Annotated in this window: 15 protein-coding genes; 10 read left to right on the top strand and 5 right to left on the bottom strand. The window is 44.7% G+C overall.

All coding sequences use genetic code 11. The annotated features are described in order from the left end of the window. Positions 1-19: 19 nt before the first annotated feature. On the bottom strand, positions 20-2047 hold the full coding sequence (locus tag AAEY80_RS05820) for an ABC-F family ATP-binding cassette domain-containing protein (RefSeq protein WP_350588032.1): 2028 nt from the start codon (positions 2045-2047) through the stop codon (positions 20-22). A gap of 418 nt (positions 2048-2465) precedes the next feature. Between AAEY80_RS05820 and erpA the strand changes: the two genes are divergently transcribed. From erpA to AAEY80_RS05775, 9 genes are all read left to right on the top strand, one after another. Then, positions 2466-2846, top strand: a complete 381-nt coding sequence (gene erpA, locus AAEY80_RS05815) for an iron-sulfur cluster insertion protein ErpA (RefSeq protein ID WP_025652618.1) — start codon at positions 2466-2468, stop codon at positions 2844-2846. Positions 2847-3151: 305 nt separating this feature from the next. Continuing rightward, positions 3152-3508, top strand: a complete 357-nt coding sequence (locus AAEY80_RS05810) for a roadblock/LC7 domain-containing protein (RefSeq protein ID WP_025652619.1) — start codon at positions 3152-3154, stop codon at positions 3506-3508. A gap of 413 nt (positions 3509-3921) precedes the next feature. Then, on the top strand, positions 3922-5505 hold the full coding sequence (gene gshA / locus AAEY80_RS05805) for a glutamate--cysteine ligase (protein WP_037025887.1): 1584 nt from the start codon (positions 3922-3924) through the stop codon (positions 5503-5505). A gap of 342 nt (positions 5506-5847) precedes the next feature. Further along, positions 5848-6375, top strand: coding sequence for a disulfide bond formation protein B (locus AAEY80_RS05800; RefSeq protein ID WP_173239014.1), 528 nt, complete (start codon positions 5848-5850; stop codon positions 6373-6375). 563 nt (positions 6376-6938) lie between these two features. Then, on the top strand, positions 6939-7568 hold the full coding sequence (locus tag AAEY80_RS05795; protein WP_201567546.1) for a copper resistance protein NlpE N-terminal domain-containing protein: 630 nt from the start codon (positions 6939-6941) through the stop codon (positions 7566-7568). 332 nt (positions 7569-7900) lie between these two features. After that, the gene (gene mpl / locus AAEY80_RS05790) at positions 7901-9394 is read left to right on the top strand and encodes a UDP-N-acetylmuramate:L-alanyl-gamma-D-glutamyl-meso-diaminopimelate ligase (protein ID WP_173239016.1); all 1494 of its coding nucleotides are present in this window, start codon (positions 7901-7903) and stop codon (positions 9392-9394) included. Positions 9395-9722: 328 nt separating this feature from the next. After that, on the top strand, positions 9723-9977 hold the full coding sequence (locus AAEY80_RS05785; RefSeq protein WP_025652624.1) for a GlsB/YeaQ/YmgE family stress response membrane protein: 255 nt from the start codon (positions 9723-9725) through the stop codon (positions 9975-9977). A 252-nt stretch (positions 9978-10229) separates the two neighbouring features. Next, positions 10230-10784 carry a peptide deformylase gene (def, locus tag AAEY80_RS05780; protein ID WP_025652947.1) on the top strand — a complete coding sequence of 185 codons (555 nt, stop codon included), beginning with the start codon at positions 10230-10232 and terminating at the stop codon, positions 10782-10784. A 110-nt stretch (positions 10785-10894) separates the two neighbouring features. Further along, a complete protein-coding gene (locus AAEY80_RS05775; protein ID WP_350588039.1) occupies positions 10895-12070 on the top strand; it encodes a type III PLP-dependent enzyme in 1176 nt (391 codons plus the stop codon). 279 nt (positions 12071-12349) lie between these two features. On the opposite strand, the gene AAEY80_RS05770 is transcribed toward AAEY80_RS05775, so the two are convergent. The 3 genes from AAEY80_RS05770 to dnaJ form a co-directional block, all read right to left on the bottom strand. Then, positions 12350-13276 carry a secretin GspD/PilQ domain-containing protein gene (locus AAEY80_RS05770; protein ID WP_350588031.1) on the bottom strand — a complete coding sequence of 309 codons (927 nt, stop codon included), beginning with the start codon at positions 13274-13276 and terminating at the stop codon, positions 12350-12352. 103 nt (positions 13277-13379) lie between these two features. Next, positions 13380-14210, bottom strand: coding sequence for a 4-hydroxy-tetrahydrodipicolinate reductase (gene dapB / locus AAEY80_RS05765; protein ID WP_350588030.1), 831 nt, complete (start codon positions 14208-14210; stop codon positions 13380-13382). 239 nt (positions 14211-14449) lie between these two features. Further along, entirely contained in the window at positions 14450-15586 is a 1137-nt protein-coding gene (dnaJ, locus tag AAEY80_RS05760) for a molecular chaperone DnaJ (RefSeq protein ID WP_350588029.1), read from the bottom strand. A 427-nt stretch (positions 15587-16013) separates the two neighbouring features. Between dnaJ and AAEY80_RS05755 the strand changes: the two genes are divergently transcribed. After that, positions 16014-16664 (top strand): DUF2939 domain-containing protein, encoded by a 651-nt coding sequence (locus AAEY80_RS05755; protein WP_201616417.1) that lies wholly within the window; start codon positions 16014-16016, stop codon positions 16662-16664. A 388-nt stretch (positions 16665-17052) separates the two neighbouring features. On the opposite strand, the gene AAEY80_RS05750 is transcribed toward AAEY80_RS05755, so the two are convergent. Continuing rightward, positions 17053-18702 (bottom strand): isovaleryl-CoA dehydrogenase, encoded by a 1650-nt coding sequence (locus AAEY80_RS05750; RefSeq protein WP_350588028.1) that lies wholly within the window; start codon positions 18700-18702, stop codon positions 17053-17055. Between the last annotated feature and the right edge of the window lie 59 nt (positions 18703-18761).

Here is an 18761-nt window from a genome sequence, read left to right as displayed (position 1 = left end):
CACTCATCATGAAACCTATTTATTCAAAACCAGCTTCCATTTCCTCTAGCGTCGTCATAGACAGCAATAGTTTCTCTTCATTGTCGCTGTGCTGCTGCTGTAGCGCTGTTTGTTCATTGAGCAAAACCAATAAATCAGACTTACGGCTTTCTTCATATAGCTGAGTATTAGCCAGCTTTTCTTCTAGAGCCACTAGCTGCTCATCAATTTTGGCCAATGCCTTTTCGGTATTTTCAATATCACGACGAATCGGCGCGGTCAATTTACGTTGTTCAGCGGCCATTTTGCGCAGCGCATCTTTACTAAGCGTTGGTTGAACAGCTTCGTTTTTTGCCGGTGCTTTGCTAGTAGAGGAAGAATTGTTGGATACTCCTTCAGCTGTTTCACGTGAAACAAACTTCTTATTCGCTTTTTTATTCTTTTTCTTACTGCTGCTTTTGTCTGTTGAATTCTCTTGCTTGCGCTTTTCTGCCAGCCACTTACCATAGTCGCTGATGTCACCATCGAACTCATCGATTTGACCATCATGGACTAAGTACAGCTCATCACAGACGTTGGCAATCAACTCGCGATCATGCGACACCAGTACTACTGCCCCTTCAAACCCTTGTAAGGCGATGGTCAACGCTTGGCGCATTTGTAAGTCTAAATGGTTGGTTGGCTCATCGAGTACAAGGACATTCGGACGTTGCCAAACTATCAAAGCTAACGTTAAGCGCGCACGCTCACCACCAGAGAATAGCTCACTGATGGTATCGATACGGTCGCCACGGAAATCAAAGCTACCTAAAAACGAGCGCAGCATCGCATCAGACGTTTTACCTGCTAGGCGACGTAACATCTCGATTGGGGTTGCCTTAGGGTCAAGGATATCCATTTGATGCTGATTAAAGTAGCCAAGCTTCAGCGTATCTGAAACCTTGTAACTGCCTTTTAATACACTAAGCTCACCGACTAGGGCTTTAACCAACGTCGATTTACCCGCGCCATTCATCCCAAGCAGCCCGATACGGGTATCAGGGGTCACTTGCACATTGGCATTATAAAGTAGGGGCGTATCGCTATAACCAATATCGGCATCGGTTAGCTCAATCAATGGCGAGCTCATATTCGCTGGCTCATAAAAGCGGAACGAAAACGGGTTGTCTGCCATCATTGGTGATAGCTCTGCCATGCGCTCAAGCTGCTTGATACGGCTCTGTGCTTGTTTGGCCTTACTGGCCTTGGCACGGAAGCGACGAATAAAGTCATCCAAATGTGCCTTAGTCGCTTCTTGCTTTTCAAACGCTTGCTGCTGCTGCGCCATACGCTCATGACGAGTACGGATAAACTGCTGATAGTTACCCGTATAAAGGGTGATTTTTTGCTGCTCAACGTGCAAGATATGACCGACAGTATTGTCTAAGAAGGTTTGGTCATGTGAGATCACGATGACCAGACCGGTAAAGGCATTAATCCAAGTCTCAAGCCACAGAATGGCATCCAAGTCCAAATGGTTGGTTGGCTCATCGAGTAGCATTAAGTCAGCACGGCTCATCAAGGTTTTGGCGAGGTTTAAACGCATACGCCAACCACCCGAAAACCCTTCTACGGGCAGCTCATGCTGATTGGTATTAAAACCAAGACCCGCCATGATTTGCGCGGCTTTAGTCGGTGTACGATAGCCATCGATCTCATCAAACTGCTGATGCAACACCCCAATCTGCTCATCACTGACACTGCTCAAATCATTTAAAGCCGCGTTAATCTCATACCACTGCTCGTCACCACTTAACACATAATCAATCGCCGTTTGTGCACTCGCACCCACTTCCTGCGCCATATGCGCCACATGCCAGCTATCAGGAATGCTCACTTCGCCCCTATCAAGGGTAACCTCGGTATCGCCTGTGCCCATTCGCGTCAGTAATAAGGCAAACAAAGTCGATTTACCAGTGCCGTTATTGCCCGTTAAGCCAACTTTGTGGCCCGGATGTAGCTGGAAGCTTGCCCCTGCAAACAACTCACGACCATCACGGCGAACACCAACGTCTTTAAATTCGATCATATAATTTCTTCATCTCAACAGTAATATAAAATATAAGGCAATAAAAAACACACATCTGGCATGTTAACTGGCGGCTATTATTTCAAACGCTTGCCCCATAGGCAAACGATTAAATAACTATTTCAAAACCAAGCAGTTATTGTGCTAAAAAAGCCAGTCTTAAAACCCGTATGGATGATGATCCCTCTTGACAAACTAATCGTGACCCCCATTATGATATACTGCCAAAAGCGTAATGCCTGCAGACAACTAAAGGGTTGTGATGGCGCAACTACCAACCTTATAATAACCAAATGACATTGCTATAACGACAGCACCCAATTGAATCAAACGCCGCGCGTATCTTTATTTGCAACGATATCAGCTGCAAACCCAAACAGGACGACGACCGCATTTGATCCTAGCAACTGAGGTAGATATGAACGAATCAGCCAACCAATTTAATCCAAGCTCAAGCCAGCCGGTAGATCCTACCGTATTAAGCCTAACCGACAGTGCAGCACAAAAAGTGCGGCGCTTGCGCGAAGAAGAAGGTGACAGCGATCTTATGCTGCGCGTCTATGTGACTGGCGGCGGCTGCTCAGGTTTTTCTTACGGCTTTAACTTTGCCAATGACCTAAATGAGGACGATGCCAACTTTGACAATGGCGACGTCACTCTAGTGGTAGACTCTTTAAGCTATCAGTATCTGCAAGGCTCTACCGTTGATTATACCGAAGGACTAGAAGGCGCGCGCTTTATCGTCACCAACCCGAACGCCACGACTACTTGTGGTTGCGGCTCGTCATTTTCCATCTAAGTTAAATAGTGGATTTAGGCTTTTGATTGATAACTATTATTAATCAATGCTAAATAAATAGAAAACTATTGTGATAAATTAAGTGTACGGTTGTATACTTAATATTATATTGCGCGCCGATAATCCGACTAAAAGCCTATTTGGTCGGTTTTTTATTGTTTTATTATAAGGATATGCTTAAATATCACCACAGTTTGAGTAGCTATATTAATCAATTCGAATGTAAGCTGATTAATCGAAGCTATTAATTGATGACATTTTTGAGAAACTCTCTTTATATCCCAAACAATTAAGGTACATGACCAATGGCTAAATTAACACTTGACGCACTAAATGACATCGACGGCTTTATTGCAGCCGCGCTAGTAGACAGCGAATCTGGTCTTGCAATGGCCACGCTTGGTTCTGGCATCGATCTTGAGCTTGCCGCTGCTGGTAACACGGAAGTATTGCGCTCTAAACGTAAGGTTGCCGCAGCACTAGGTCTGAATGAGAGCATCGAAGATATCCTGATTACCCTAAGCAAGCAGTATCACTTGCTACGTCCATTAGTACGCAACGACAACTTGTTCTTATATCTTGTGCTTGATCGTCAAAAGTCAAACCTAGCGATGGCACGTCATAACCTAAAAAGCTTTGAAACTGAATTAGATTTTACTTAAGTCAGTAATGAGCCCGTTATAACTCAATCATTTGCTCGTGACAATACCCGCACTGAGCTTGATTACTCGTAGCGTTCTAAAGCATCTACCCACTTGGTAGGTGCTTTTTTTAGTTTAGCCAATCCCTTGTTTTTGGCAATAAATTTTTTATTATCAATGATATAGACAACAATCACTTACTGACCTAAAGTATTCATGAGTAACTATAAAACGTGTAATACCGACGTAAATACGCCAAGTTTATTAGCCAAATAGTCATCGACCGACTTTAAGCAAAGCTTATTGTATTTGTAATTGTCCGTGGTTTTCAGGGTGGCTTTGAGCTAAACTGACGTCATTATTAATCTAAATACCTACCTCTTTTATGGTCATACACCTGTCGTGTTTTGAGCCGCCATAACAAATAACAATAGATGACTATTATGAGTAATTTTGCGCCTAGCTTTGTTAGTTTTGAAATCCCTAATTGGTTTGATACCCAGCACTTAGCGGGTATGCTGCGCGGTATCGAAAAAGAAGGTCTGCGCGTCAAGCCCGATGGCTATTTGGCGCAAACGCCGCACCCAATCAAACTTGGCTCCAAGCTCACGCATCCCTTTATTACAACCGATTATTCTGAGAGCTTGCTTGAGCTCATCACTGACCCAAAAACCAGCCCCAAAGAGACGCTAAATATGCTGCGTCAGCTCCATCTTTTAGTGTACCAAGGTATGCCTGAAGGTGAGCTCATGTGGCCACTATCGATGCCATGCATGCTGTCATCCAAAGACGAAGACATCCCTTTGGCGGATTATGGTAGCTCTAACACGGGTAAGCTAAAAACGTTATATCGTAGTGGTCTGGGTATTCGTTATGGTCGCCGCATGCAGACGATTGCTGGTTTGCATTACAACTTATCTTTCGGTGACAACCTATTCGAAGCGTGGCAAGCAAAAGTACCAGCTGCGCAAAGCCAAACGTTGACAGAATTTAAGAATGAGAAGTACCTAGGTCTGATTCGCAACTTTAAGCGCCTGACCAGTCTGGTGCTTTATTTGCTAGGTGCCAGTCCCAGTGTCTGTCCTTGTTTTATAGCAGGACGCGAGCACGATTTAGAGCTGCTCAACGATTCAACTTATTACAAGCCTGCAGCGACCAGCCTACGTATGGGCAAGCTTGGCTATACCAATAGTGTGCAAGAGCAGCTAGATATTCGCTATAACTATCTACCAGAGTATGTCGCTGGCCTACGCCGCGCGATTCAAACGCCGCACGAGAGCTTTGAAAAGCTTGGTTTGGATGATGCTGAGGGTCATCCTATCCAGATCAATAACCATATTCTACAAATAGAAAATGAATACTATAGCCCTATCCGCCCCAAACAAATTGCGATGAGTGGCGAGACGCCTACCGAAGCGCTGGAGCGTCGCGGCATCGCTTACGTTGAGTTCCGCGCTATTGATCTCGATCCTTATAGCGATATCGGTATCCGTCTATCGAGCGCTTGTTTTTTAGAAGTGATGGCGCTTTATTGCTTGCTAAATGATTCGCCTGAATTGATGCCTGAGGAAGAAGAAGCGCTGGCCATCAATCTTGAGCGCGTGGTCAATGAAGGTCGCCGTGACAATTTGCACATCATTAATAATGGTGCGGAGCAATCACTAGAAAGCTGGATGTTGATACACCTAGATCGTATGCAACCTCTAGCCGCCCTACTCGATGCGCACTATGGTGGTAATGACTACCGTGCGGCGGTAGCATTGATGCAAGGCAAAGCGGGACATTCTGAATCGACCATATCGGCGCAAGTAAACTCTGATAGCAAACGTTTAGGCAGTTTATGGCAGCTGGGCTTTACCTTAGCGCAGCAGCATCGTGATTCTCTCTTGCAACAAACTCTTAGCCCCAACAACCAAGCCAAATATGAAGTATTGGCTGAAAAATCAATACTTCAGCAAGCAGAAATTGAAGCCGCCGAGACCGAAGACTTTATGGACTTCTTACAACAGTATCGCTAATTAACGTTTTCTATTGTTCATGGTATTTTATTGTTTATAGGGCGTGTTGAACATTCGACCATGGCACTGACAGAGACTATTCTTTAGGCGATTCAACGTTAAAAATCTTAAGTTTAGTCTTTCTAAACGTCTATTTTTAACACAGAAGCGGCAAAAAACAGTCCTGTCCCTACAGGCTGATGCTAAAATCGCCCCATACTGCGTTGCAAGTCTAGCTAAGGTGTTAACATTATCGTCGACTTGCGCCTTGTATGAAACCATTTTAGCAATCAGCAGTGCCTATTTGTGAATGTTCAACACGCCCTAGTGTTTTATTGATTATTTTATAAGAGTATTTGACCAATGCTAAAGCTAACCACCTACCGTAACTTGCAAGTCTTTTTGGTATTAATGGCAGTGATAGGAATGAGCTTTGCGCTGTTTTATTTACAGCGCCATCTGGGTCTATCACCTTGCCCACTTTGTATTTTTCAGCGTATCGGCCTGATGGTTATGGGTGGCTTTGCCTTAATAGCAGCACTGTTTAATCCGAAATCTAAAGTGGTAAGACTTATATTATGGCTTGGTAGCTTGGCAGGTATCGGCTGGGCTACTGCGGTTGCTGCGCGTCATGTCTGGTTACAACACTTGCCCGCTGACCAAGTCCCTTCTTGTGGTCCGGGATTAGACTATTGGCTCGACACCTTACCAATGAAGCAAGTCTTGAATGAAGTGTTTGCTGGTTCTGGTGAGTGTGCTGAGATTGCTTGGCGATTTATGGGCTTGAGTATTCCTGAGCAATCACTGATTCTTTTTAGCATTCTATTGATAGTGCATGTAATAATATTATGGCGCATCGTACGCCCTGCTACCCCTATTCGTCGTGCTTAACAGCAATCGGCGCGGCTAACTACCAAGCAAGATAACGCTTTATACTTTTATACAATGGCAAATCTCTAACATAAAGGGATTTGCCATTTTTTTATGCGCTTTCTTTTTTATGCGCTGTATTTATTGCTGTTATTGAATCGCTATTATTTATTATAAGTGTCGTTATAAGTGCTACCCTATCTGTTCTCCCATCGAGTTGATTATAACAAAAAGTCCACATAGATATCTTTGAGCTTTGGTATGGTGAGACAGCTTGTATACTTAACTGGTATAATGATGTGTTTTAATTATACATTCGTTAACTATCAACCATTAGCTACCAGCCATTAGCTACTAGCCATTAATGAACAAGCACAATGTTCAATATCTATAGCTCAGCCTTATTATTAATCGATACCAACCGATAAAACAATGCCGTCAGACGCCTAATACGGACTCAGTAAGCTCGTCCGCTTTTATCTCTGATAACAGCCATTGAGCTTCGGCGATCGCGCTGGCTCGGTCATAATTGACAATACTCGTAACGTTTCTAGAATCTATTTAAAAACTGTTTTTGGTATGCCATGATATATCTTACGTCTATTTTTTCTACCAGTTCTAATATCATAAGACGCGCTCGTCGACCCTTATTAGCCGTGCCTATCTGCTTACTGCTTATTGGTTGCGACAGCTCTTCGTCGACGACCAATAAAGGCATAAGCACTAAAGTTGCCCCCGTCGATAATACGGAAAACGCTGCTCTGCAAGATGCTGCGCAAGACAATCAGCAAACGGATACTGATATATCGGCCAATGCAGATACAGGTCAATCGCTCATTAACGCCGCCCAACCCGATGATGACACGCATACACGTCACTCACCCATGATCTCAGAGCCAAATGATAATAGTGCATTACAGGCTACGTTAATGGGCGATTATGGTGGTATGGTTCCTTGCGCATCTTGCGACAATATCGATATTACTCTGAACTTATTCGCCGATGGTTCAGTGTTAAAAACCAGCCTCTATAATAGTGCTGAGCCGCCGCGCCAGCCATTGCTCGAGTCGGGTATTTATCGCCAAGACAATGATACAATTACGATTGTTTATGAAAGTAAGCATATCGAAACCTATCATATCCAAGACAACCATCTGGTGATGATGGATGAGTACAAAAATCCCAACGGCGACTATACCTTGTCACGCAGATAAAAGTGCAGCAGTATAAAAGATTGAATACACTCAATCTAATGATGCCAAATAAGCAGTCGCATAACGCCTATCTATTGGGCGTTTTTTATTGGTCATCCAACAGTGTTTACTTTACAATAAGTGCCTGCTGGCTATAGAACAACCGAGCGCAAATAGGTCGTTTAGTATAGCAAGCGAGGTTTGCGCCGTAACCATTTATCAATGCTCTGATATAGCCAGCACTCGTGACCAATAGGTTGGGTACGTCCTAAAATACGCAGCGCTTTGATGTTGCTACCTTTTCGGATAACTCTACAATTTCATTTTCTTATTCAAGCTCGTACGGAACGTCTATGCATATTCATATTCTTGGTATTTGTGGTACTTTTATGGGCTCATTGGCCTTATTGGCACGCGAGCTTGGACATACGGTCACGGGCTCAGATGCCAATGTCTATCCACCGATGTCTACCCAACTTGAAGATGCGGGCGTGACGATTGAGCAAGGCTATCTGATAGAGCACTTGCAGCCAGCGCCAGATTTAGTCGTCGTTGGTAACGCCATGAAGCGCGGGATGGATGTCATCGAATATATGCTAGACACAGGTCTACGCTATACTTCAGGGCCACAATTTTTGTCTGAAAAAGTGTTGCAGTCGCGTCACGTCATCGCCGTTGCTGGTACTCATGGTAAAACCACGACGACGACCATGCTTGCCTGGATACTGCATTATGCAGGTATTGATGCGGGGTTTTTGATTGGTGGTGTGCCGCTAGTCGATACCACTGACGAGCATTTGCAGCAAGTTTTTGCACATAGCAGCTATTTGGGTGCTGAAAAAACCAATGATGCAGCAGAAAAAACTGGCTATTTCGTGATTGAAGCTGATGAGTATGATTCGGCATTTTTTGATAAGCGTTCAAAATTCGTTCATTATCGCCCGCGTACCGCTATTTTAAACAACCTTGAATTTGATCATGCTGATATTTTTGCAGATCTCGATGCTATCCAGACCCAGTTCCATCACATGGTACGCATGATTCCGAGCACGGGTAAAATTATCATGCCGGCAGCAACTATTAGCCTAGAAGATACCTTAGCAAAAGGCGTTTGGACGCCTATTTGGCGCACGGCAGTGATTGACTCAACAGAGGCTAATGCTAATGACGGCGACAATAATACGACTCTAAAAAACAGTAGCGACTGGCAAGCCGAACTTATTAGCAAAGACGGCGGTCAATTCAAGGTTAGTTTCGCAGCTGATAAAGAAGCCACAGCGCTCATCGATTGGTCGATGAGCGGTATTCACAACGTCAATAATGCACTGGTTGCTGTCGCCGCTGCCTATAATGTTGGCGTTGATGTCAAAACTGCTTGCGCAGCGTTATCAGCATTTGCTGGTATCAAGCGTCGTATGGAACTCATCGGTGATGTAAATAATATTTTAGTGTTTGATGACTTTGCCCATCATCCGACTGCCATCACCACCACGTTGGATGGTGCCAAAAAGAAACTGGCTGATAGACGCATTTGGGCAATCATTGAGCCACGTAGTAACACCATGAAAATGGGCATTCATCAAGACAGTTTGGCTGAGTCTGCCGCCCTTGCCGACTATACACTTTGGTATGAGCCTACTGGTCTCGAATGGGGTCTAAAAGACGTCATCGACAATGCCAATACTGCCAATCCTAATATCGACAACCAACAGGTACTCTCTAGCGTCGATGCTATTATTGAACATATCACTAGCCATGCAAAAGCTGGTGATGCGATTGTCATTATGTCTAATGGCGGCTTTGAGAATATTCATCAGCGCCTATTAACGGCCTTGCGCGAGCAATAGTTCAACCGACCAATCAAAACTACTGTCAGAATGATAGCGTCGCTTATTAATCATAAACGGCGCTATTTTTATGCTCATCTTTTATAAATTATAATCAACTCAGACTAGGGTCTGTTGAATATTCAAATATTAGCGACATTGCTACCTTTTTAACCTTTCGTTTACCTATTGCACCTGTGCGATAGCAATTCGAGGTTTTTTCTCACATAGCCCGTACACTGGTAACATTTTGTGCTTACTCTTATTCCTATAGAGTCCTTACAATGTATTTATCAAAGCCATCAATAATTAATAATACATTTAAATTACAATAAATTAGGAGAATGAAATGGGCTTTATTTGGATGATTATCGTAGGTTTGGTCGCTGGTCTATTAGCACGAGCAATTAAGCCAGGTAGCGACCCTATGGGTTGGATTATGACCATTGTCTTGGGTATCGTTGGTGCTTTATTGGGTGGTGTCATTGCTAGCGTTATCGGCATAAATGCTGATGGTGGCTTTACTGGTCTAATATTCTCAGTAATCGGTGCCATTATCTTGCTCTTCATCTATGAGATGATCATGAGCAAACGTGGTGTATAACCTCTAATTAAACAGTTTGGTCAGACAAAGTGAGCAAAACCACTTGAGTTGAACCAACGAGCGTTTAACCGAGACCAATCGAAAAGCCTTGCTATTTGCAGGGCTTTTTTATGACCCTAATAAAAGTAACTATCTTGGTTTTTACTATGCTAAAAAGTAATAGTTGCGCGAAAGTATTGATAAGCATTACTTTTGTCCCCATTTATCTTATAATATCAACCCTATTTTGTCCTTATCATTGAGGTGAGCGTTATGGCTTTACTCCCTATCTTAAGCTATCCAGACCCGCGCTTACGCACGATTGCGAAGCCTGTCAAGGAAGTCACTGCTGAAATCAAAACCTTGATCGCTGATATGATTGAGACCATGTATGACGCCCAAGGTATTGGTCTGGCTGCCAGTCAAGTCGATCGTCATATTCAGCTCATCGTTATCGATTTGTCAGAAGATAAAAACGATCCAAAGGTTTTTATTAACCCAAAAGTCACGCCATTGGTAGAAGAAAAGCAACCGTACGAAGAAGGTTGTTTGTCAGTCCCTGAGGTCTATGATAAAGTTGAACGCCCTAATAAAGTGCGCATTGAAGCCTTAGATGAGAACGGCGAAAAGATCGATGAAGAAGTCGAAGGCCTACTTGCCGTCTGTATCCAGCATGAGATGGATCATCTAAATGGGGTCATATTCGTCGATTATTTATCACGTCTTAAGCAAACGCGGGCACGTGATAAAGTTCGTAAAGTGCTCAAAATACGTGAAAAGCAAGGTGAGCCAGCCTCTGAAAAGCAGCCGCAAACCACCAACTCTTAATTGGATGCATTTATAGTTAATTCAGGACCTATTGTCCGATTATCTCAAGCATGCATTGGTTTTTATTATTCACCCTATCCTGTGTTAACTTAAGGTTCCCCACCATGACCATGATCAAAATTGACCAATATTTTGACCCTGCCGGCTGGCAGAAATTCACCAAAGCTGCCGAAGGTCGCGAAACCCCATTTTTAGTGGTGGACCTGAGTCGTATCAAAACCAAATATCATGAAATGGTTGGCTTTTTCCCCAATGCCAAGTTGCATTATGCGATGAAAGCCAGCCCTGCTGTCGAAGTCATTAATCTATTGGCTGAACTGGGCTCAAACTTTGATTGTGCGTCCATTTATGAGCTTGATCGTGTCCTTGACTGCGGCGTTGAGCCATCGCGTATTTCTTATGGCAACACCATCAAAAAAGCCGAGCACGTCAAATATGCTTTTGAGAAAGGCATTGATTTGTATGCGACCGACTCAGAAGCCGATCTAAAAAATATTGCCAAACACGCTCCTGGTTCAAAAATATTTGTGCGTATCTTGGTACAAGGCTCTGAGACCGCTGAGTGGCCATTGTCTCGTAAGTTTGGTTGCCATCCAAACATGGCAATTGAGCTGTTGATTCAAGCCCGTGATTTGGGTCTGGTGCCTTATGGCATCTCGTTCCATGTGGGTAGCCAGCAAAAAGATGTTGCCGCTTGGGATGATGCCTTAGCCAAGGTTAAATATATGTTTGACTGGATGAAAAACGAAGAAGATATTAAGCTGCAAATGATCAACTTAGGCGGCGGTTTTCCAGCCAATTATATTAGTGAAGTGAATCCCGTAAAAGTTTACGCTGAAGAAATCACTCGTTATTTGACGGATGATTATGATGAGGAAGATATGCCGGAGATTATCCTAGAACCCGGTCGCTCATTGGTCGGTGGTTCAGGGGTATTGGTCAGTGACGTGGTGCTCATTTCGCGTAAGTCGCATACTGACTTGACGCGTTGGGTCTATACTGATGTGGGTTTGTTCCAAGGCTTAATTGAAACCTTGGGTGAAGCGATTAAATATCCAGTTTATACGCCTAAGATGGAAACCTCAACCAGCGAAGGTACGGTCGTATTGGCCGGTCCAACCTGTGACTCAACCGATATCATGTATGAAGAAGCAGGTTATCAATTACCAGAAGAGCTAGAAATTGGCGATAAAATCTTTTGGTTAACCACGGGTGCGTATACCAACTCGTATTCATCGGTCGAGTTCAATGGTTTTCCACCGTTAGAAGTGGTTTATATTGATTAATTCTCAGTGAATGCTCAGCAATAAGAAAAGCGCGGTACTGTGATTAGCAGTGCCGCGCTTTTTTATGCTTTTTCATCTATCATCTATGCCGCCCATCATTATAATCATTTCTAAATAAAAGAAGCACAGATGTTATAACGCGCTACTGGGACAAATTTTTCTTGCTTGCTGTGCCTACGCAGACAGAGGCTACAAAAAATTAGTCCCAGCAGCACTGTATTCTTTTAAAAAATAGATCAACTATAACTCCTTGAATAACAAGGAACGATGTAATACTAACTACTGCACTAACAGCGAGATAGGCATACTATTAGTGTTATTAACAGTGCGATTACTGCCATAGCTTGAGCGTTGGGTTTGATTATTCTGTGAAATCTGACCGATCGTCACCCACTGTCCACGTGGTACGACAATGGTACTATTTAAGCGCTGACCTTGAATAGCATTATAACTATTTTGCTTATAAGACGAATGAGAACGCACGAGCTGCTCATCAACTTGTGATAACTGCACTTCGACTTGCCCGTTTGGTAGTAGCCGTGGCGTCACAGCAATGCCTTGCGTCGTTGGCAGTAATACTTGCTGCTGAATAATAATCTGCCCCGATGGTCGATTATAAGTTGGATACGTAGTGGCATGATAGGTTTGAGTCAGCGCATAGAGCGTGCCTGTACTAATGCTCGCGGCACTACCAGATAGCGTTTGTACTTGATATAAATTATTGCCTTGCTGCTGACTATTGCGCTGATTAATTATCCCTGAACCCTCAATACCGCGATTGCTAATAATAACCTGACCTTGCTGAATATTACTTTGAGAATCAGTATTATTACCAACACGCACAGCAACGATCAACGCCTGTGGTTGACCGTCAATTTGACTCAGTAATTGCTGAACAGCTTGATAATTAGCGGCGGTGGTATGCAATACCAGCTTATCCTGATAAGTAGACACCGTACCGCCATCGCGACTATTATTCAATTGCTGGCGTACCGCGGGCAACAGTGCATCACCACCATAGGTATGGATGACGTAGGTTTGAAAAGTAGCTGCTTGTACGACTATCGGCAGTACCGTTAAACTTAAAGTAAATGCTATCGGACGCTTATAACTTATGGCTTTGGCAGTTTTTATATTTTTAACAATGTTAAGTATAGCCACTACCCGACCAAAACTCTCTCTTAAATGTTCGCTCAACTTATTCATAATTGACCTCTAACAATAGTTAAACGCTATCAAAAGCCATACTTAGCAGCGACCAAACCATCAGCAAAAACCCTTAGTCATTTAAGTATGAGGTATTTAAGCCTTAGTCATTTAAGCCTAAAACATCCTGCATATTATATTGCCCGACTTCCTGCTTAATTACCCAAGTTGCCGCACGTACCGCACCAGCGGCAAAAGTCATACGCGCGCGCGCACGATGGGTAATCTCAACCACTTCACCATCTGCAATAAACATCACGGTATGATCGCCGATGATTTCACCGCCCCGTATCGCATGAATACCAATGCTACCCGCTTCGCGCTCGCCTGTTTGCCCTTCGCGACCATAGACAGCGACGTCCTTTAAGTTCTGTCCGCGAGCCTCTGCGACGGCCTCTGCCATCATATAAGCGGTGCCTGATGGGGCATCGATTTTGTGCTTATGATGCGCCTCGATGACCTCTACATCCGCATCAGTGCCAAAGGCTTTGGCTGCCATGCCGAGCAACTTTAATGACAAATTAACGCCTGTTGAATAGTTACCCGCATAAACGATAGCAACTTGCTCACTCGCTTTTGCCAAGACTTTCTCTTGCTGCTCATTGAATCCTGTAGTGCCAATCACCATCGCCACCTTATGCGCTGCACAGATTTGCATATTTTGCTCAGTGGCATCTGGCAAGCTAAAATCAATCAGCACATCGATGTCATTAATGACTGTTTTTAAATCATCGACAATCTGTACATCTAAACGACCAGTCGCTGCAACTTCGCCCGCATCTGCACCGACAAGGCTTGAACCTTGACGTTCAATCGCAGCGTTAAGCGCAGTTTGCGAGTTGTCCTGTACCGCTTCAATAAGCATACGCCCCATACGCCCACCGGCACCGATGACACCGACTTTAATAGCTTGGTTTTTTACTTGTTGACTCATATCTCTGTCCTAAATATTTTATTTTTAATAAAGGGATTTTGCATAATATTTATCGCAAGTTTAGCAAATATCAATGTATCAATGTATCAATTGTCTTTGATACACTCAATAAAAAAGCCTAGAGGTTTCATGTGAAACCTCTAGGCTAACTTAACCACTTATTTGAAATGCTTATCCTGTCTAATCTTATGCTGTGTCAACTACTTGCTTTACATATAGCGATTCAGCAATCAGACGTTTTAGTCAAACAACTCACCAATCTTTTTGAAGAATGACTTTTTATGTGGCGACTGTTGATGTTTGCTATCACCATCAAGTGTATCTTGGAATTCGCGTAGTAGCTCTTTTTGCTCACGTGTCAAATTCACTGGCGTCTCGATGACCACACGGCAGATCAAATCCCCTTTCATCGTCGTGCGTACAGGCGTCACGCCCTTGCCGCGCACACGCAGCAACTTACCACTTTGCGTACCTTCGGCGACCTTGATTTTGACTTTGCCATCTAGCGTTGGGATTTCAACTTCTTTACCCAGTGCTGCATCGGTGATGCTAACTGGCACGTCCATATAGAGATCGGCACCTTGACGGGTAAAGACGTTGTGCGGTTTGACGCGTACTTCGACGTATAGATCGCCGTTTTGTACACCTGCGCCGCCCGCTTCACCTTCACCCGCTAAACGCACGCGATCACCATCATCGACGCCCGCTGGGATAGATACTTCTAGCGTGCGTGATTTGTCTTTGACGCCATTACCATGACAGTCAGGGCAAGGGTTTTTAATCTGTTTACCAGAGCCGCCACACTGTGGGCAAGCTTGCTGCACGGCAAAAAAGCCTTGCTGCATACGCACTTGGCCCTGACCATGACACATCTGACACGTCACGACATCAGAGGCGTCTTTTGCGCCCTTACCATCACAAGTCTCGCACGGCGCAGGTGCGGTAAAGCTGATTTCTTTTTTGCAGCCGCGTACCGCTTCTTCTAAAGTCAGCTCAATCACATAACGCAAGTCCGAGCCGCGACGTGAACGCCCACCGCCGCCGCCACGTGATTGACCAAAGATATCGCCAAAGTTGCCAAAGATATCGCCAAAGATGTCTTGGAAGTTGCCACCGCCAGCACCGCCGAAGCCGCCACCGCCCATGCCATTTTCAAAGGCAGAGTGACCCATACGGTCATAAGCTGAACGCTTTTCTGCGTCGCTCAATACTTCATAAGCCATTGACGCTTCTTTAAACTTGTCTTCGGCATCAGGGTCATCGGAGTTACGATCTGGATGGTATTTCATGGCCAGCTTGCGGTAGGCTCGCTTAATTTCCTTGCTGTCAGCGGTCTTGCTGACACCTAATACTTCATAAAAATCGCGCTTACTCATGGGCTCTCCTATCGTCTTTACAGTGCCGCCGGCTGGTCGATTCATCAACCCTAATCAATTATCACCTTGTTTTTATACGCAGTTGTCCTTAAAGGTTTCACATGAAACATGGCAGACTGCGAATACGGAGGCGATAATATTATGAATCTTATAAGCGAATACGGCGGGATGCTGCTTAGCCAAATCAATTATTAAAAGTTTGCGCTATTTATGGAGATGCCAAGATGATTTATCAAGCGCTTGGATGCTGAAATTCTGACTCATGAAGTTTTAAGCCTGTTAAAAAAGGTTTTATTAAGAATTGAGCAAAGGTTTTTATACCTTTATCAAGGCTGGCCATGCTAATATTTAGCGCCATATTAATGGGGTTTTAAATCCTATTTTTGAGATTTACCGCCATTCCGTTTGCGCTAAGGTAGCAATTTTTATGAAAAAGCTGATTGTTTTATTGATCGTCATTGCAGTCGCGGTCTATGGCGGCTCGCCTTATTACAGCGCTTATCAGCTCAAAAACGCTTATGATGCCAAAGACGGTGCTGCTATCGCTGCCGCCATTGATTACGAACAGCTGCGTCCAAGTATCCAAACGCAATTGACCGATCAATTTGCCAATACCATGACCCATTATCCATTGGTTGCTGAGTTGGGTGGTGCGCCTTTGACTGAGGCGGCAAATGGCTTCATCACACAGGCAGTCGCTGGTGCAATCACCCCGCAAAATATCGAAAAAATTATCAACACTCAAGGGCAAGCCAACAGCGCGACCAAAGAGCTGGCCGCTGCATGGGCTATCGCCAGCAATCAAGTCGATCTTAAAAACCTGATTCAAAATTTGATTATCCAGCGCGGCGATGTCAATGCGGTGGTTCAAAACCAGATGCAGCAAATCATGAAAAAACAAGCAGCGGAACTTGAGCAGCAGGTCGCCCAAGGCTCAGACAGTGATAAGCCAACATTGAGCTATTGCGGTATCAATTGCTTCACTATCAGCGGTCAAGTTAAAGGCTACCCGCTCACTGTAGAGATGCAGCGCAACGGTTTGATTGATTGGAAAATCGTTGATATCGTCTTGCCATAACATAATGTGAATGGCTATTGGGGAATTTTTCTATAGAGCGTTTTAACTTATTCTACTTCTGAAACCTCTAAATATAGTCAATTTGAAATAAAATCGACACGCTAATATTGCCAGTGCTACTGGGATAAATTTTACCTGCTTGCTGTGTCTACGCTGACAGAGGCTGCGCAAAATTCATCCCAGCAGCACTGTATTGGTTTTTTATAATGATTCAACTATAATCAGCGTTCTCAAAATTGTAAATTGCACGACGCGATCCATTATTTCCCAAGCTACTGTTGCCTAAGATTTCTCTTACTGATCTGCTCATCGAATTACAGGCGGTAGGAATACCGCCCAAAGTCATACGATAAACGTGATATCTTCTTAGGCCTAATAGCAGGACGATTTATTGTGCCGCTATTGTCGCACCAGCAGCACGTTCAATCAATTGCGCTACTGGCGCATCGGGGCTCAAAGTACCAAAGGTCAATCCGTGTTCGCCTGCAATGCGCGAACGGCAGAATTCCGTCGCGATGTCTGTATGATCACTCAGCAGAAAAATCGACGCCTGCAGCATCAATGCCAAGCGCTCAATCACATAACGACTTCGGAACTCAAGCGTCTCGATATCGTCGAAGCGTTGCGCCAAGCATTTGAGTTCGGCATCGTAATGGGCATTCTTACCAGCAGCATTCTGCAATTCGGCAAATAGAGCGTCGCGCGTTTCCGGCTCTTTGCGTAAGGCGCGTAATACATCGAGGCACTGCACATTGCCACTGCCCTCCCAGATAGAATTCAATGGCGCTTGCCGATAAAGGCGCGGCAGGATATTTTCTTCCACATAGCCGATACCGCCCAAACACTCCTGCGCTTCATTCACCAATACGGGGGTGCGCTTGCATATCCAGTACTTGCCAATGGCAGTCGCAATGCGTGCCAATGCAGTCTCATGTGGGTCTTTGCCACTCATTTCAACCGCACGAGCAACGCGCATGGTCAGAGCGATGGCGGCTTCTGACTCCAAAGCCAAATCAGCCAACACATTGCGCATCAGGGGCTGGTCAACCAGCAGTTTGCCAAAAGCCTCGCGCTTGCTAGTATGATGAATCGCCTGCACAACGGCTTGGCGCATTTGTGCTGAAGAGCCAATCATACAATCCAATCGGGTTAACGCCACCATCTCTAAAATGGTAACGATGCCGCGCCCTTCTATACCAACCAATTCACCAAACGCGCCTTGGAACTCGACCTCGGATGAAGCATTGGACCAATCGCCCAGCTTATCCTTTAATCGTTGTATTCGAACCGCGTTGCGCGTGCCATCGGGCAAAAAGCGCGGTACTAAGAAACAGCTAAGACCGCCTTCGGTCTGTGCCAGCACCAAATGCGCATCACACATTGGCGCTGAAAAAAACCATTTATGACCGATGATCTCATAGCTTCCATCTTCTTGGCGAAGCGCTCTGGTGGTATTGCGCCGTAGGTCTGAGCCGCCTTGTTTTTCGGTCATGCCCATACCGATAGTACAGCCTGTTTTTTGTTCCATTGGCAGGCTACGTGGATCATATTCCGCTGATAGAAGCTTGGGCAACCATTTTTCTGCCAGTGCCGGTGCATGGCGTAGCGCAGGAATCGCTGCATAAGTCATCGACATTGGGCAACCAAAACCCGCATCCGCCTGCGAGCCAAGATACATTACCGCTGCCCGTGCCACATGCGCCCCATCACGATTTTCATGGCGCCAAGCAAAGCTACTCATGCCATATTCTATCCCAGCTGCCATCAACTCATGATAGGCAGGATGAAATTCGACCTCGTCTATACGACGACCATAGCGGTCAAAAGCGCGAAGTTTAGGAGGATTTTCATTGGCGGCAAAACCACTATCAATCAAATCACCACCAGTACGAGCGCCAAAGGCACTCAGATGATCCTGCGCCCATAATCCGCCCTCGCGAGCAACCGCTTCCATCAGGGCTATGTCTGTCTGCCATGCATTATAATTTTCTAGCGCAACCGGCTGATTGCACACCTCATGTGTATTGAATTGGTTCATCGTTGACAACATCCTTGTTTGATAGGCCGTCTTGCCTTGTCCTCTCTATAGTACGATGT

This window comes from Psychrobacter sp. 78a-MNA-CIBAN-0178 (genome assembly GCF_040309625.1).
Lineage (GTDB): Bacteria > Pseudomonadota > Gammaproteobacteria > Pseudomonadales > Moraxellaceae > Psychrobacter > Psychrobacter okhotskensis.
This window is presented reverse-complemented; position numbering and strand designations above follow the sequence as displayed.

Bases quoted from the DNA above. Each gene is read 5' to 3' on its own strand.
- AAEY80_RS05820 (WP_350588032.1), bottom strand. From the start codon at position 2,047: ATGATCGAATTTAAAGACGTTGGTGTTCGCCGTGATGGTCGTGAGTTG.
- erpA (WP_025652618.1), top strand. From the start codon at position 2,466: ATGAACGAATCAGCCAACCAATTTAATCCAAGCTCAAGCCAGCCGGTA.
- AAEY80_RS05810 (WP_025652619.1), top strand. From the start codon at position 3,152: ATGGCTAAATTAACACTTGACGCACTAAATGACATCGACGGCTTTATT.
- gshA (WP_037025887.1), top strand. From the start codon at position 3,922: ATGACTATTATGAGTAATTTTGCGCCTAGCTTTGTTAGTTTTGAAATC.
- AAEY80_RS05800 (WP_173239014.1), top strand. From the start codon at position 5,848: ATGCTAAAGCTAACCACCTACCGTAACTTGCAAGTCTTTTTGGTATTA.
- AAEY80_RS05795 (WP_201567546.1), top strand. From the start codon at position 6,939: ATGATATATCTTACGTCTATTTTTTCTACCAGTTCTAATATCATAAGA.
- mpl (WP_173239016.1), top strand. From the start codon at position 7,901: ATGCATATTCATATTCTTGGTATTTGTGGTACTTTTATGGGCTCATTG.
- AAEY80_RS05785 (WP_025652624.1), top strand. From the start codon at position 9,723: ATGGGCTTTATTTGGATGATTATCGTAGGTTTGGTCGCTGGTCTATTA.
- def (WP_025652947.1), top strand. From the start codon at position 10,230: ATGGCTTTACTCCCTATCTTAAGCTATCCAGACCCGCGCTTACGCACG.
- AAEY80_RS05775 (WP_350588039.1), top strand. From the start codon at position 10,895: ATGATCAAAATTGACCAATATTTTGACCCTGCCGGCTGGCAGAAATTC.
- AAEY80_RS05770 (WP_350588031.1), bottom strand. From the start codon at position 13,276: ATGAATAAGTTGAGCGAACATTTAAGAGAGAGTTTTGGTCGGGTAGTG.
- dapB (WP_350588030.1), bottom strand. From the start codon at position 14,210: ATGAGTCAACAAGTAAAAAACCAAGCTATTAAAGTCGGTGTCATCGGT.
- dnaJ (WP_350588029.1), bottom strand. From the start codon at position 15,586: ATGAGTAAGCGCGATTTTTATGAAGTATTAGGTGTCAGCAAGACCGCT.
- AAEY80_RS05755 (WP_201616417.1), top strand. From the start codon at position 16,014: ATGAAAAAGCTGATTGTTTTATTGATCGTCATTGCAGTCGCGGTCTAT.
- AAEY80_RS05750 (WP_350588028.1), bottom strand. From the start codon at position 18,702: ATGAACCAATTCAATACACATGAGGTGTGCAATCAGCCGGTTGCGCTA.